General features: G+C 60.1%; 14 protein-coding genes. 10 read left to right on the top strand and 4 right to left on the bottom strand.

Annotated features, from left to right (window positions below):
• Positions 1-2: 2 nt before the first annotated feature.
• Positions 3-533, bottom strand: a complete 531-nt coding sequence (locus IMX18_RS22840; RefSeq protein ID WP_013970507.1) for a DUF5943 domain-containing protein — start codon at positions 531-533, stop codon at positions 3-5.
• A 77-nt stretch (positions 534-610) separates the two neighbouring features.
• Positions 611-1,588 (bottom strand): dipeptidase, encoded by a 978-nt coding sequence (locus tag IMX18_RS22845; RefSeq protein ID WP_003257506.1) that lies wholly within the window; start codon positions 1,586-1,588, stop codon positions 611-613.
• Between the two features lie 287 nt (positions 1,589-1,875).
• Between IMX18_RS22845 and IMX18_RS22850 the strand changes: the two genes are divergently transcribed.
• From IMX18_RS22850 to IMX18_RS22870, 5 genes are all read left to right on the top strand, one after another.
• Positions 1,876-2,277 (top strand): lysozyme inhibitor LprI family protein, encoded by a 402-nt coding sequence (locus IMX18_RS22850; protein ID WP_003257504.1) that lies wholly within the window; start codon positions 1,876-1,878, stop codon positions 2,275-2,277.
• 115 nt (positions 2,278-2,392) lie between these two features.
• Positions 2,393-3,109, top strand: coding sequence for a hypothetical protein (locus tag IMX18_RS22855; protein WP_080958440.1), 717 nt, complete (start codon positions 2,393-2,395; stop codon positions 3,107-3,109).
• A 66-nt stretch (positions 3,110-3,175) separates the two neighbouring features.
• On the top strand, positions 3,176-3,727 hold the full coding sequence (locus IMX18_RS22860; RefSeq protein ID WP_015268648.1) for a hypothetical protein: 552 nt from the start codon (positions 3,176-3,178) through the stop codon (positions 3,725-3,727).
• A gap of 780 nt (positions 3,728-4,507) precedes the next feature.
• Positions 4,508-6,475: an S-type pyocin domain-containing protein gene (locus IMX18_RS22865; protein WP_217190232.1), complete on the top strand. Its 1,968-nt coding sequence runs from the start codon at positions 4,508-4,510 to the stop codon at positions 6,473-6,475.
• A gap of 2 nt (positions 6,476-6,477) precedes the next feature.
• Positions 6,478-6,729 (top strand): bacteriocin immunity protein, encoded by a 252-nt coding sequence (locus tag IMX18_RS22870; protein WP_015268645.1) that lies wholly within the window; start codon positions 6,478-6,480, stop codon positions 6,727-6,729.
• Between the two features lie 121 nt (positions 6,730-6,850).
• Here IMX18_RS22870 and IMX18_RS22875 read toward each other — a convergent pair whose 3' ends face one another.
• On the bottom strand, positions 6,851-7,795 hold the full coding sequence (locus IMX18_RS22875; protein WP_217190235.1) for a GlxA family transcriptional regulator: 945 nt from the start codon (positions 7,793-7,795) through the stop codon (positions 6,851-6,853).
• Between the two features lie 147 nt (positions 7,796-7,942).
• Here IMX18_RS22875 and choX point away from each other — a divergent pair, with 147 nt between their 5' ends.
• The 5 genes from choX to IMX18_RS22900 all read left to right on the top strand — a co-directional run bounded on the left by choX (position 7,943) and on the right by IMX18_RS22900 (position 11,994).
• On the top strand, positions 7,943-8,887 hold the full coding sequence (choX, locus tag IMX18_RS22880; RefSeq protein ID WP_015268643.1) for a choline ABC transporter substrate-binding protein: 945 nt from the start codon (positions 7,943-7,945) through the stop codon (positions 8,885-8,887).
• Between the two features lie 125 nt (positions 8,888-9,012).
• Positions 9,013-9,897 (top strand): 3-dehydrocarnitine:acetyl-CoA trimethylamine transferase CdhC, encoded by an 885-nt coding sequence (gene cdhC / locus IMX18_RS22885; protein WP_024088001.1) that lies wholly within the window; start codon positions 9,013-9,015, stop codon positions 9,895-9,897.
• Positions 9,898-9,915: 18 nt separating this feature from the next.
• Positions 9,916-10,881, top strand: coding sequence for an L-carnitine dehydrogenase (locus IMX18_RS22890; protein ID WP_139657352.1), 966 nt, complete (start codon positions 9,916-9,918; stop codon positions 10,879-10,881).
• A gap of 10 nt (positions 10,882-10,891) precedes the next feature.
• A complete protein-coding gene (locus tag IMX18_RS22895) occupies positions 10,892-11,368 on the top strand; it encodes a thioesterase family protein (RefSeq protein WP_217190238.1) in 477 nt (158 codons plus the stop codon).
• Between the two features lie 368 nt (positions 11,369-11,736).
• A complete protein-coding gene (locus IMX18_RS22900; protein WP_003257487.1) occupies positions 11,737-11,994 on the top strand; it encodes a hypothetical protein in 258 nt (85 codons plus the stop codon).
• Between the two features lie 120 nt (positions 11,995-12,114).
• Here IMX18_RS22900 and gbdR read toward each other — a convergent pair whose 3' ends face one another.
• Positions 12,115-13,221: a choline metabolism transcriptional regulator GbdR gene (gbdR, locus tag IMX18_RS22905; RefSeq protein ID WP_015268639.1), complete on the bottom strand. Its 1,107-nt coding sequence runs from the start codon at positions 13,219-13,221 to the stop codon at positions 12,115-12,117.
• Positions 13,222-13,361 lie beyond the last annotated feature (140 nt).

Here is a 13,361-nt window from a genome sequence, read left to right on the forward strand (position 1 = left end):
GCTTACAACGGCTTTGTAACGAACAGGCCATCTTCGTGGCCTTCTTCCGACCCGCCATAGACCTGTTCGGCCACAGTGCGGATCGAGCTGCCGCGGGCAGCGAGAATCTGGTCCATGGCGCCGGCGAACCAGCCGGTGAACATGTAGTCGACCTTGCGGCCGCACTTGCCATAGACGTACACGAACGCGGAGTGCTTGAGCTTGACGCTGCAGGTGCCCTTGTCGAGGTCGATGTCCTGGATTTCGAACAGGCCCCAGCCGCGCTGGCTCAGGCGCTTCATGTAGTGCTCGAACACCGCAACGCCTTCCAGGCCATGGCACTCGGCTTCTTTTTCACACCAGTGCCAGGCGGACTTGTAGCCGGCCTTGTAGAGGATCTCGGCGTACTTGTCGGCGCCCAGGACTTCTTCGATGCCCATGTGGTTGTTGACGAAGAAATGGCGCGGCACGTACAGCATCGGCAAGGCGTCGCTGGTCCAGACACCGGTCTCGCTGTCTACTTCGATTGGCAATTGCGGGGCGATCTTGGCCATGGAAACTCAACTCCATAAAATTTTTTATCGGGATGCCCCGGCGTTGCTGGCAGGGGCTTTCAGGCTTGGAGAGCGGCTTACTCGCCCCACACGTCCTTGAGGACGTTGACCCAGTTCTCACCCATGATCTTGCGCACCACGCGCTCGGAGTGGCCGCGCTTGAGCAAGGTTTCGGTGAGGTTGGGGAATTCGCCCACAGTGCGGATGCCCAGCGGGTTGATGATCTTGCCGAAGTTGGTCAGGCGACGGGCGTAACCCTTGTCGTGGGTCAGGTATTCGAAGAAGTCCTGGCCGTGGCCCTGGGTGAAGTCGGTACCGATACCGATGGCGTCTTCACCGACGATGTTCATGGTGTACTCGATGGCTTCGGCGTAGTCGTCGATGGTCGAGTCGATGCCCTTGGCCAGGAACGGCGCGAACATGGTCACGCCGACGAAACCGCCGTGGTCGGCGATGAACTTCAGCTCTTCGTCCGACTTGTTGCGCGGGTGCTCTTTCAGGCCCGAAGGCAGGCAGTGCGAGTAGCAGACCGGCTTTTTCGACTCGAGGATGACTTCTTCGGAGGTCTTGGAGCCCACGTGGGACAGGTCGCACATGATGCCGACGCGGTTCATTTCGGCAACGATCTCGCGACCGAAGCCCGACAGGCCGCCGTCTCGCTCGTAGCAACCGGTACCGACCAGGTTCTGGGTGTTGTAGCACATCTGCACGATACCCACGCCCAGCTGCTTGAACACGTCGACGTAGGCGATCTGGTCTTCGAAGGCGTGGGCGTTCTGGAAGCCGAAGAGAATGCCGGTCTTGCCCAGTTCCTTGGCCTTGCGGATGTCGGCGGTGGTGCGTACCGGCATCACCAGGTCGCTGTTATCGCGGATCAGCTTCTGGCTGGCGGCGATGTTGTCGACGGTAGCCTTGAAGCCTTCCCAGACCGACACCGTGCAGTTGGCCGCAGTCAGCCCGCCTTTGCGCATGTCTTCGAACAGCTCGCGGTTCCACTTGGCAATGATCAGGCCGTCGATGACGATGCTGTCGGCGTGAAGTTCGGCTGGGCTCATCAGGCTGTCCCCTTTTATTGAATGGGTTTGCGCCAAACCTTATTGCCGGCGCTTTGGGGCCAGCATATGCCTGTGCCCAAAGGCGCCCCGATGCAAAAACGACAGGGGGTTTGCCGAAAGCGTCAATGCGCGACATCGCGCCCTCTGGCGCGCCGTCTGGCGATGAGAGACAGTCTCGATAACGACATTTCCGGCCGTTTCATGAACATTTCTTCAGGGAGCTATCGTCTTGTCGGCGGCTGAGCGAGAATCCAGCCGATTCGTCAGCCTTGTTGAGGAGAAAACGGATGAAATCAATGGCATGGCTGGTACTGCTGGCTGTCGTATCGGGCGCCCAGGCCGGCGAGGAAGAAAGCACCCCGTGCGACAACGTCGAGACCGACCAGCAGACATTCGCTTGCGCGGCATTCAACAAGCAGACGGCCGAGCGTGAACTTAAGTCGGCGTATGACGACCTGATACAGCGCATTCGCGACCAGTACGCCGACGAAGGCGACAAGGCAGACGCCTTGGCCGGGCGCATGGAGGCGGCCGAGAAACTGTGGACGCAACTGCGCGATGCCGACTGCAAGGTCGAAACCTATGCCGAGAAACCGGGCAGCAAGGCGTTCGAAGCAGCGTGGAACACCTGCGTGGCACAACGCAGCGATGACCGCTCGGAGTACCTGCAGTCCATCGGCCAGCAGTAAGGGAGTTCCTCGGCAGGAAAGGCTTTCGGCTTATCTGTCTTGACGATCCGAACCAAAGTGCGTTCCCGGCGCCTCACCCGAGGTGCCGATGATGAACTCGATCGGAAACCAAGACATGACCTCTACTATCAGCAAGACCGACATGAACAGCGCCATTGCCGCCCTGAAGAAAGAAGGCGAAGAACGCGCCGTCATGGTTGCCAACACCGTCTGCATCTTTGCCCCGGATGTACCTGCCAGCGTTGCCGAAGACGTGCTCGATGGCATGCGCTTGATGAACCTGTCAGCAAACAAGAAGTTCGACAAGGAAACCCAGCAGCGCGAGTGGTACAACTTCTACAACGACGGCCTGGGCAAGTTCGGCTGGACGCTGACCGGCGCCGCCCATGTCGAGGAGGCAATCGACAAGGACACCCACACGCTGGCCACCCTGGTGCCGCAGATCGTCACCGTCCAGATCGGCGCCAGCCACCGCCTGAGCCGCTGTGTAAAACGCTCCTTCGAAGTGATCGTGCAAACACCCAAGGCGCAGCAACTGCTCGAAGAAAGCAGCGTGAGCGTTTCGGGCAAATCCAGCACCATTCAGATTTCGGCCTGCGAGATGACACCGCAAGGCCTGCCGATCATGCACATGACCAGCGTTCAGCTGAGCTATGACAAGGCTGAGAAAACCGCAGGTTCCGCTGGCCGCATCATCGACAAGTCGAACACCAGGGTATACCGGGCCTCGCAGCAGGGCTCGTTCAGTGTTCGCCACTTCGACGCCATGCGCGAAGCCGTCAGGATGAAGCTGGCCAGCCAAGCGTTCGACATCCTGGCGCTGGACATCTGACCTGCGCCTGGCGCCGCCATGCGGCGCCAGGTTCCCCTTCCTACGCCTACGGCGAGGGCCAGAAGCATGCCCACCAAACCTGCCACCCAACCCTGGGAAGACCTTCATGCCTGCTTGCGCCTGGCGCAACTGGAAGCCAACCAGGTTCACGATCGCCAACAGGATGGCCAGCGCTGGTTCAACCGTTTTCTGCAGGGCCTGGAAAACAGCGGTGTCGAACTGATCGAGCGGACAACGAAAAGCATCAACTGCGTACCCACGGATGCTGTGTTTCAAGACGTCTTCAACGGCTGGATTCCAGCGCCCCAGCGTCGCAACCTCAAGTTCGAGCGGGTTGCCAACGACATACTTAATGGCTTGAAACAGCCAGACCTCGCCCTGCTGCGCAGCACCTCGGCCAGCTCGCACCTGCGCATCGAATTTGACCTGGATGATAGCGGAAGCCCGCTGGCGATCGTCTTCAACCTGTGCTGTTCGACCGACCCGGATGCCCCACGTACGCGCCTTGCCCTGCAACTGGACCACATGGGCGCGAAACTCGACGCCCGGGCTTTCGAGGCGCGGCGAGTACAGGTCGAAAACCGCCTCCAGGCGCTTTCTGACCTCGATCAGTTCTAACCAGGCGGCATTGCACGCTCCAAGGCTGAGGGTGGTCGCCACCGTGCAAATATTGGTCGCCAGAACGCACGGCACAGAGCCTCCATGGGCCGCGCGAAAGATTTCAGTTACTTTTTCCCAGTTTGGCTTCTGTTCGGTAGGTAACTTGGCCGATTCGCTCGATACCTCCTACCGATTGCGCCATGCTCAGCCCCTCAGACAGCGGATACTCCTGATCCATATCTGAGACGATGAAAGCCCCTTCATCGCCGCCCCGATAATTGCGGTGCGCTGCGCGACCTAATCCAGCACATTCTCGACCAGTATGCCGATCAAAGCGACAAGGACACTGCCTTGGTCGGCGCATGGACGCAGCCGAAAAGCTCTTGGCGCAGCTGCGGGATGCTGACCGAGAGGTCGAGCCCTATGCCGACAAGCCTGGCAACAAGGCGCTTCAGGCGGTCTGGGATACTTGCTTTACGTAACGCAGCAATGACCGCTCGGAATACCTGCAGTCCATGGGGCAGCAGTCATCACGCACCGCTCCTCACTTACATTGTAAAAAATCAAAACAACCATCATGAGATGACTTAAAAAGCGAAATTCAGCTCTCGATCTCAGTATTGGCTGCCGCCCTAGCCCAACACAGCTAATAATACGGTCATTAGATGCGCCGTGAAATCCAAGCTAAGTCAAGAAACACCAGATAGCCGGGAACTATATCTCTCTCCATTAAACCCTGCCAAATGCCGAAGATTCCAAGCTCCGCAGCTAACTGCTGCTTTTCAATTGGAGCGTCACATGCAGGGCCCTTTAGTTCTACCTGACCAGTATGTCTATCCTACAAATAGAATCCCAGTAATACTCCCCACACTTTATCCCTTTGGGTTACCTCACTGGCCATATGCCGCGCCTGGCCCATTCATCTCTGATATACCACCTGCCACTCCTTCTCCAACGGCACTCCCGAAACCAGAGCAACTGCTGGATGCAATCAGAAGTGAGAACACCAGCAAATTTGAATTAGGCAACATTATTCAATCAGTAACTGAAGAAGTTGAGGAACTGGCAGCCACTCTCTACGCAAATGACATCAACGCGCGAAAATATGCAATGGAGGACCTAATTCTACAAAAACTAGATGAGATACCGCTTCTCGACACTAATGCCAGACAACTATTAGGTTTCAATTCTACATGGAGGTCTTCTGCATCCGTCATCTCCAGTTACGAGCAAAAATATGGAAAAATAAGCGACAACCCAGACCTTTTCGTTCAGAGAGCCACACAGAGCTACGCCCACTCTAAGACTAGGGACTTTATTGCACTCCAGATTTATCATCTATCGCAACAATTGCAGGGCAGCACTACAGAGCAAGTACGGGCCCGCGTCCAAGCCCGAGAAGCCGCGCGTATGGCAGCCAGAGCTGCCGCAAATGCCGAAGCAGAGCGTATCGCCGCTGAGGCTGCCGCGAAGGCCGAAGCCGAGCGTATCGCCGCCGAGGCTGCCGCGAAGGCCGAAGCCGAGCGTATCGCCGCCGAGGCTGCCGCGAAGGCCGAAGCCGAGCGTATCGCCGCCGAGGCTGCCGCGAAGGCCGAAGCCGAGCGTATCGCCGCCGAGGCTGCCGCGAAGGCCGAAGCCGAGCGTATCGCCGCCGAAACTGCCACAGTCCGAGCAGCAAATACATACTCTACATCTGGTTCCATTGCACAAATCAGCTCGGTCGTGCTTACGGCTGCAGGCACAGTGTCGAGTAATACCCCCCTGTTCTCACTTCGCACAGTATTAGGAACTGCGATTGGAGCACTAGAAGGTTATGCGGTCGCTGTAGGCTCGGGTTTCATCGTCGGTGTTTCGGCTTTGCTCTACTCGCCTCGGCTCGGTAATGGTGAGCTCCCTGATCGCTACAGCCTGCAAACGCCGCTGTCAGATCTAGCTCCCCAAGTAAGCATAGCATTGGCAACCAATGAAGGCATAAGCAGCACAGCTGAGATGCCCTACCGTTTCAGCTCCCGGACCACGGCCGAGGGCGCCTCGGAAATTTTCGTAGTCAAAGCTAACGGCGGCCCCGTTCCATTTGAGGTACGTGTACTTACCGCTTCATTCGACGCACAACGCAACATCTATACCGCGACCACCGCAGACTCACCGCCGCGGACCCTCACCTGGACTCCTATCGACAAACCAGGAGACTCCTCTACCAGCCTGCCCTCTGAGCAAAAACCTCCGAAGATTTATCCCGGAGCTGAATTGCTACCGGTTGAAATCAGGATTGACAGCTACCCAGGTATTGCTGACGCCAACCTTGATGACTACATCGTTGTTTTTCCTGCAGACTCGGGGCTGCCGCCAATCTACACAATGTTCAGGGATCGGCGAGAAGATCCTGGTACGGCAAGTGGGTACGGCCCTCAAGTTGACGAATCGTGGTCTAGAGGCGCTTCGACAGGTGAAGGAGCCCCCATTCCAATGCAGGTTGCTGACTTGCTGCGGGGGAGAAACTTCCCAAATTGGCGGTCCATGAGGGAAGCGATCTGGAAAGCAATTGGCAATGACGAAATGCTTTCAAAACAATTCAGTCGGGTGAACATTTCTAGGATGAGAAAAGGGCTCGCTCCGTACGTTCCCAAAAATGCTCGTGTCGGGAAACGAGTTGTGGTGGAACTGCATCATAAAACATTGATTTCTCGGGGCGGAGAAGTGTACAACGCAGAGAACATTTTCCTTACGACTCCCGACCTCCATATCCAAATTCACCAAGGCAATTAAAAATGAATGATTCTATTAGCGATATTAAAGAAACAGATTTTTTGGAGTTTGTAAAAAAAATATACATAGTTGACTACCCTAGCGACGAAGCGCACCGTAGCGCTGTGGAGAAATTTGAGCAACTGTCAGAGCACCCTGCTGGATCAGATCTTCTTTTTTACCCAGAGGAAGGGAAAGATAGCCCTGAGCAAATTGTGGCCGAGGTGAAGGCTTGGCGTGCTGCAAACGGCAAACCAGGATTTGCTCAACCCTAATATGTGCCCCCCCGATCAGTTGTAAAGGCGGTCAAATAACTGATCGGGGCTCCCACCTCGTCTAACCAAACAAGTTTTCCAAGGAGGCGAGAGTTGAACCTCAATGGCTCACGAGGACCAGTCACACCACCCGGGCCAACCGATCCTCCCGCGGACACCGCTCGAACCGTGCCCGGTAGCTGCGTGTGAAATACGACGCCGACTCGAACCCGCACGCCACCGCCACCTCCAGCACACTCATGTCGGTCTGGCGCAATAGCTGCCGAGCCTTGTCCAGTCGCAATCGCAGATAGAAGCCACTGGGCGTGTCGTCCAGATGCAAGCGGAACAGGCGCTCCAGTTGCCGCCGAGTCACCTGCACTGCATCGGCCAGCACCTGGGTGTTGAGCGGCTGCTCGATATTTCGCTCCATCTCGCCGATCACCTTTACGAGCTTCTTGTTGCTGATGCAGTAACGGCTGGCGATCTGCATGCGCTGGTGGTCCTGGCGCTGGCGAATACGCCCGAGCACGAACTGCTCGGACACCTGCACCGCCAGCTCGCTGCCATGGGCCTGGCCGATCAGGTCAAGCATCAGGTCGATTGACGCGGTACCGCCTGCGCAGGTGATGCGACGCCGATCGATCTCGAACAGCTCCTGGGTCACCTGCAAGCGTGGATAGCGCTCCTTGAACGCCTCCAGCGCCTCCCAGTGCACGGTGGCGCGGTGGCCGTCGAGCAGGCCGGCCTCGGCCAGCACCACCGCGCCGGTATCGATGCCACCCAGAACCACCCCCTCATGGTCCAGGCGGCGTAACGCCTGCTGCAGCGCCGGCCCGTAACAGGCCAATGGCTCGAAACCGGCGACGATCAGCAGGATGCCACCAGGTTCGCCCGCCGCCAGCGCTGCATCGGCGTTCACCGACATGCCATTGCTGGCCTGCACCGCCCCACCGTCCAGGCTCAATACCTGCCAGCGATACAACGGGCCCTTGAAGCGGTTGGCCACCCGCAGTGGTTCCAGGGCACTGATGAAACCCATGGCCGAGAACCCGGGCAACAACAGGAAGTGAATGATTTGCGGCATTGCATGCTCCACGGCAAAGGTGGTCGCCTCCGTGCAAATGTTGGTCGCCAGGGTGCGATTTTCCACCCTGACAGCAGCGTAGCTTCTTCATACGACCCAGAGAGGTCGAACCCCAATAACAATATGCACTGCCGATGGAGAGCCACCATGCACAGCTTGATCCGCCGCAGCCTGTTGACCCTTGCCCTGAGCAGCATCGCCACTTCCCCACTATTCGCCGCCGAGCCCGCGGCTTGCAAGAACGTCCGTCTGGGCGTGGTCAACTGGACCGACGTCATCGCCACCAGCGCCATGGCGCAGGTGCTGCTCGATGGCCTTGGCTACCAGACCAAGCAGACCAGCGCTTCACAGCAGATCATCTTCGCCGGCATCCGCGACAAGCGCCTGGACATGTTCCTGGGTTACTGGAACCCTATCATGACCCAGACCATCACACCGTTCGTCGACGCCAAACAGGTCAAGGTGCTCGACAAGCCGAGCCTGGAAGACGCCCGCGCCACCCTGGCGGTGCCCAAGTACCTGGCCGACAAGGGCCTGAAGACCTTCGCCGACATCCACAAATTCGAGAAGGAACTGGGTGGGAAAATCTACGGCATCGAACCAGGCTCCGGCGCCAATACCCAGATCAAGGCGATGATCGCCAAGAACCAGTTCGGCCTGGGCAAGTTCCAGCTGGTCGAGTCCAGCGAGGCCGGCATGCTCGCCGCCGTCGACCGCGCGGTGCGGCGCAACGAGGCTGTGGTGTTCTTCGGCTGGGCACCGCACCCGATGAACGTGAATATCGACATGGTCTACCTGGGCGACAGCCAGGACGCCCTGGGCCCTGACGAAGGCCGCGCGACAGTGTGGACGGTGACCGCGCCGGACTACGCCGAACGCTGCCCCAACGCCCACCGCCTGCTGGCCAACCTGAATTTCAGTGCCGAGGACGAGAGCCGCATGATGCAGCCGCTGCTCGACCACAAGGATGCGCTGGAGTCGGCCCGCCAGTGGCTCAAGGACCACCCCGAGGACAAGGCCCGCTGGCTGGAGGGTGTGACCACCTTCGATGGCAAGCCGGCTGCTGACAACCTCAAGCTCACTGCCAACTGACAGCCCCCCTTCGCAGCACAAGGCTGCTCCTACAGGTACAGCGCATAGAACAAGGTCTGCGCAGACCCTGTGGGAGCGGGCATGCCCGCGAAAAGGCCACCACAGCTCTCTCAAGGAACCCCGACATGAACCACGACGTCATCATCACCTGCGCCCTCACCGGCGCCGGCGACACCGCCTCGAAAAGCCACCTTGTTCCAGTCACCCCCAAGCAGATCGCCGAGTCTGCCGTAGAGGCCGCCAAAGCCGGCGCCACCGTGGTCCACTGCCACGTGCGCGACCCGCAAACCGGCCGCTTCAGCCGTGACGTGGCGCTGTATCGAGAAGTCATGGAGCGCATCCGCGAAGCCGACGTGGACATCATCGTCAACCTTACCGCGGGCATGGGTGGCGACCTGGAAATCGGCCCGGGTGAAACACCACTGGAGTTCGGCGCGGGTACCGACCTGATCGGCCCACTGGAGCGTCTGGCCCATGTCGAAGCGCTGCTGCCGGAAATCTGCACCCTCGACTGCGGCACCCTCAACTTCGGCGACGGCAACTCGATCTACGTCTCCACCCCGGCACAACTACGCGCCGGCGCCAAGCGCATTACCGAGCTGGGGGTAAAAGCCGAGCTGGAAATCTTCGACACCGGCCACCTGTGGTTTGCCAAGCAGATGATGAAGGAAGGCCTGCTCGAAGACCCGCTGTTCCAGCTGTGCCTGGGTATCCCGTGGGGCGCTCCGGCCGATACCACCACCATGAAGGCGATGGTCGACAACTTGCCGCCAAACGTCACCTGGGCCGGGTTCGGTATCGGTCGCATGCAGATGCCGATGGCCGCACAGGCGGTGCTGCTGGGCGGCAACGTGCGGGTGGGCCTGGAGGACAACCTGTACCTGGACCGTGGTGTGCTGGCCAGCAACGGCCAGTTGGTCGAGCGCGCGGTGGAAATCATTTCGCGCCTTGGCGCCCGTGTGCTGACCCCGGCCGAAGGCCGGGAAAAGATGAACCTCAAACGCCGCTGACACTTTCAGGAGCCCAACATGACCTTCATCACCGAGATCAAGACCTTCGCCGCGCTGGGTAGTGGCGTGATCGGCAGCGGCTGGGTCGCGCGCGCCCTGGCCCACGGCCTGGACGTGGTCGCCTGGGACCCGGCGCCAGGCGCCGAGCAGGCCTTGCGCAAGCGCATCGCCAACGCCTGGCCGGCACTGGAAAAGCAAGGCCTGGCACCAGGCGCATCACAAGACCGCCTGAAGTTCGTCGCCACCATCGAGGAATGCGTCCGCGACGCCGATTTCATCCAGGAAAGCGCCCCTGAACGCCTGGACCTGAAGCTCGACCTGCACGCAAAGATCAGCGCCGCCGCCAAACCCGACACGATCATCGGTTCCAGCACCTCGGGCCTGCTGCCCAGCGAGTTCTACGAGTCGGCCACCCACCCCGAGCGCTGCGTGGTCGGCCACCCGTTCAACCCGGTGTACCTGCTGCCGCTGGTGGAAATCGTCGGCGGCAACCGCACCGCTCCCGAGGCCATCGAAGCGGCCCGGACCATCTACACCGCCCTGGGCATGCGCCCGCTACACGTACGCAAGGAAGTGCCCGGGTTCATCGCCGACCGCCTGCTCGAAGCGCTGTGGCGCGAAGCACTGCACTTGGTCAACGACGGCGTGGCCAGCACCGGCGAGATCGACGATGCCATCCGCTTCGGCGCCGGCCTGCGCTGGTCGTTCATGGGCACGTTCCTCACCTACACCCTGGCCGGTGGTGATGCGGGCATGCGTCACTTCATGGCCCAGTTCGGCCCGGCGTTGAAACTGCCCTGGACCTACCTGCCGGCGCCGGAACTCACCGACAAGTTGATCGACGATGTGGTCGAAGGGACTTCCGAGCAACTGGCGGATCGCAGCATCGCCGCGCTGGAGCGCTATCGTGATGACACCCTGTTGGCAGTGCTGGAAGCGGTAAAGACCAGCAAGGCCAGCCACGGTATGGCTTTCGGCGACTGAGGAGACCGCGATGCCCGCACTGATCACCTACCGCACCCCGGTCCAGGAGGACTGGGTCGACTACAACGGGCACCTGCGCGATGCCTACTACCTGCTGATCTTCAGCTACGCCACCGACGCGCTGATGGAGCGCATCGGCCTGGATGCCGACAGCCGCGGCCAGAGCGGTAACTCGCTGTTCACCCTGGAGGCGCACATCAACTACCTGCACGAAGTGAAGCTGGGCACCGAGGTATGGGTGCAGACGCAGATCATCGGCTTTGATCGCAAGCGCCTGCATGCGTACCACAGCCTGCACCGGGCAGGGTTCGCCGAAGCGCTGGCGGCCAGTGAGCAGATGCTGCTGCATGTGGACCTGGCGGGGCCGAGGTCGGCACCGTTCAGTGAGCGTGGTGTCGAGTTGCTGCAAGGGTTGGTGGATGAGCAGCAGGATGTGCCCCCGGCTGAGTTCGTCGGCCGTGTGATAGCCCTGCCTACACCAAACTGAGCAGCAACATATAACCTGTGGGAGCGGGCGTGCCCGCGAATGCGGCGGTAAATCCACCATCGCATTCGCGGGCACGCCCGCTCCCACAGGTCATGTATTCAGTCAAAAAAATAACCCCGGAAAGCCGTGAGCATCCGGGGCCAAGAGCGAGCAACATCCACTGTACACGAACGAGGGTGACCAAACCCTCCGTTGCGGCAGATGGCTTGAGTTTGCGCACTTCCCGAACACTGGATTTAGCCGTAAACGACCTGTTCTTAGCCAAAGCAGCCATGGCGCCATTCTGTTGTTGCGGGCATGTCGCCGGCGTCACAGAATCGGTCGTAAATCACAGCAGCACTCTCTTAGCGATAAAAGGGACAACAGCCATGATGCATGCGGATTTGATTGACCAGGACGATCTGGCAGGCCACCTGCGCGCGCGCGGGTTCGAGATTCCGGCCGGCGCTACTGCCGAGCAGGCGTGCGAAGCGGTGGTGCGTGGGCTGACCGAGCCCAATGCACGGGCGTTGAAGGGGATGGTGGAGCAGATGTATACCGGTAGTGCGACGATCCTGCCGGCGGTGCGCCAGGCTATCGACAAACAGCTGTTGCCGGCGTTGGCGCAGTTCAACAAGCGCGGCTGACAGAGTTTTCCTGCACCGGCCTCTTCGCGGGCTTGCCCGCTCCCACAGGGATTGCACAGAGTTCAAATACTGTGCACATCCTGTGGGAGCGGGCAAGCCCGCGAAGAGGCCGGCTCCGTTTCAGAGCCTTACACTGGCAAAGGTCGACTCATTGCGCGCCTGGCTCAGGGCCGCCATCGGCCCGCTGTGCGGCGACAGGGTCATGGCCTGCGGGATCGGCATCATCGCCACCTGCTGCGCGGTGTTGGAGCCCACGCGCTCGTCACGCGGCGGAATGCCGAAATACTCGCGGTAGCATTTGGAGAAGTGCGGGGTAGACACGAAGCCGCACACCGACGCCACTTCGATGATCGACATCGGCGTCTGCTTCAGCAGCTGCCGGGCGCGGATCAGGCGCAGCTTCAGGTAGTAACGCGACGGCGAACAGTGCAGGTACTTCTGGAACAGGCGCTCGAGCTGCCGGCGCGATACCGACACGTATACCGCCAGTTCGTCCAGGTCGATCGGCTCTTCGAGGTTGGCCTCCATCAGCGCAACGATTTCCTGCAGCTTTGGCTGGTTGGTGCCAAGCATGTGCTTGAGCGGCACGCGCTGGTGATCCTGCTCGTTGCGGATGCGCTCGTAGACGAACATTTCGGAGATCGCCGCCGACAGTTCACGGCCGTGGTCGCGGCTGATCAGGTGCAGCATCATGTCCAGCGGCGCAGTACCGCCGGAGCTGGTGAAGCGGTTACGGTCGAGGGTGAACAGGCGGGTGCTCATGTTGACGCGCGGGAAAGCCTCTTGCATCGCGGCCAGGCACTCCCAGTGCACACTGCAATCGAAACCATCCAGCAGCCCGGCACAGGCCAAGGCCCAGCTGCCGGTGCATACCGCGCCCAGGCGGCGCGACTGGCGGGCCTGGGTTTGCAACCAGGTGACATGCTCGCGGGTGACACTGCGCTGGATGCCCACGCCGCCGCAAACAATCACGGTATCGATGGGAGGCGCACTGTGCATCGCGGCGTCAGGGGTTATCTGCAAGCCATCGCTGGCCCACACCTGTCCACCATCGGCGGTTAGGGTGTGCCAGCGGTACAGCTCGCGGCCGGACAGCTGGTTGGCCATGCGCAGCGGCTCGACGGCCGACGCCAGGGAAATCAGGGTGAAATTGTCCAATAGGAGAAACCCGATGGACTGGGGGGCTGTGCGGTTCTGGGTTGGGTTCCCGGAGGTGTACGACGTCATCGCGATTTCTCCTCACACAAATGCAGGGGGTGCCTCAGGCGAGCACTGATTTCTTGTTATGTATGGCCCCGGTTTCATGTGTGGGGGCCTTGGTACCAATCTCTACGCAAACGCCGTGCCTGAAGTTGAACGGCCATCCA

The organism is Pseudomonas shirazica (assembly GCF_015168335.1).
Lineage (GTDB): Bacteria > Pseudomonadota > Gammaproteobacteria > Pseudomonadales > Pseudomonadaceae > Aquipseudomonas > Aquipseudomonas asiatica.

What these genes read in the sequence shown, in the direction of transcription:
- IMX18_RS22890 (WP_139657352.1), top strand. Translation starts at nt 9,916, where the DNA reads ATGACCTTCATCACCGAGATCAAGACCTTCGCCGCGCTGGGTAGTGGC.
- IMX18_RS22845 (WP_003257506.1), bottom strand. Translation starts at nt 1,588, where the DNA reads ATGAGCCCAGCCGAACTTCACGCCGACAGCATCGTCATCGACGGCCTG.
- IMX18_RS22865 (WP_217190232.1), top strand. Translation starts at nt 4,508, where the DNA reads ATGCAGGGCCCTTTAGTTCTACCTGACCAGTATGTCTATCCTACAAAT.
- cdhC (WP_024088001.1), top strand. Translation starts at nt 9,013, where the DNA reads ATGAACCACGACGTCATCATCACCTGCGCCCTCACCGGCGCCGGCGAC.
- IMX18_RS22875 (WP_217190235.1), bottom strand. Translation starts at nt 7,795, where the DNA reads ATGCCGCAAATCATTCACTTCCTGTTGTTGCCCGGGTTCTCGGCCATG.
- gbdR (WP_015268639.1), bottom strand. Translation starts at nt 13,221, where the DNA reads ATGACGTCGTACACCTCCGGGAACCCAACCCAGAACCGCACAGCCCCC.
- choX (WP_015268643.1), top strand. Translation starts at nt 7,943, where the DNA reads ATGCACAGCTTGATCCGCCGCAGCCTGTTGACCCTTGCCCTGAGCAGC.
- IMX18_RS22850 (WP_003257504.1), top strand. Translation starts at nt 1,876, where the DNA reads ATGAAATCAATGGCATGGCTGGTACTGCTGGCTGTCGTATCGGGCGCC.
- IMX18_RS22840 (WP_013970507.1), bottom strand. Translation starts at nt 533, where the DNA reads ATGGCCAAGATCGCCCCGCAATTGCCAATCGAAGTAGACAGCGAGACC.
- IMX18_RS22900 (WP_003257487.1), top strand. Translation starts at nt 11,737, where the DNA reads ATGATGCATGCGGATTTGATTGACCAGGACGATCTGGCAGGCCACCTG.
- IMX18_RS22895 (WP_217190238.1), top strand. Translation starts at nt 10,892, where the DNA reads ATGCCCGCACTGATCACCTACCGCACCCCGGTCCAGGAGGACTGGGTC.
- IMX18_RS22860 (WP_015268648.1), top strand. Translation starts at nt 3,176, where the DNA reads ATGCCCACCAAACCTGCCACCCAACCCTGGGAAGACCTTCATGCCTGC.
- IMX18_RS22870 (WP_015268645.1), top strand. Translation starts at nt 6,478, where the DNA reads ATGAATGATTCTATTAGCGATATTAAAGAAACAGATTTTTTGGAGTTT.
- IMX18_RS22855 (WP_080958440.1), top strand. Translation starts at nt 2,393, where the DNA reads ATGACCTCTACTATCAGCAAGACCGACATGAACAGCGCCATTGCCGCC.